1 protein-coding gene is annotated in these 698 nt (G+C 50.9%); it reads left to right on the top strand.

Annotation, left to right across the window (positions count from 1 at the left end; genetic code table 11):
- Positions 1 to 698 (top strand): hypothetical protein (locus ESB04_RS12450; protein ID WP_205749518.1); only part of this gene is annotated, 698 nt, incomplete at both ends.

The following is a 698-nucleotide window of genomic DNA, read 5'->3' as shown; positions in this document are numbered from 1 at the left end:
GCCTTTACAGGAACGAACACCTTAACAGCCTTGGATGCTTATGGTAACGTGGTAACGGGCTTTGATGCCAGTGGCAATAATATTACGGTGACTACTAGCTTAAGCGGAACCATCTCCGGCTTAAGTGGAAGCACGAAGTTGAATAATGCATCAGACTTTGTAAATGGGGTATCAAGTGTGAGTGGCTTAACCTACACGGGTGTATCAGGAACGGGCACGTTTACGTTCACTCCGGCTACAGGTACAGCGGTAACGAGTGGCAATGTAACGATCGGAGCGGGAGCGGCGACAAAGTTCATCATTACAGGAAGCAGCACTCAGACGGCAGGAGGTAGCCAGACGATCACGATTACGGCGAAAGATGCGAGTGGCAATACGGCGACAGGTTATACGGGAGCTAAGTCGCTCACGTTTAGTGGAGCCAATGCGTCCTCATCTCCATCGACGAACCCAACGGTATCATCGACAGACTTTGGTACGGCTACGAGTGTGACCTTCAGCAATGGGGTAGCTACAGCGAGCTTAAGCTTATACAAAGCTGAGTCGGCGGTGGTAGTAGCTACGGATGGATCAGTGACTACGAGTGGATCAGACCGCTTGTCGATTACCGTGAGCCCAGCCAGCTTTGCTAAGTTGTCTGTGAGCTTAGCCAGCCCACAAATCAATGGAGTAGCCTTTACAGGCAGCAATACCTTGAC

Origin of the sequence: Aquirufa rosea (genome assembly GCF_004118285.1) — a bacterium.
Lineage (GTDB): Bacteria > Bacteroidota > Bacteroidia > Cytophagales > Spirosomataceae > Aquirufa > Aquirufa rosea.
The sequence above is the reverse complement of the archived record's forward strand: the minus strand, read 5'-3'. Positions and strand labels throughout refer to the sequence as shown.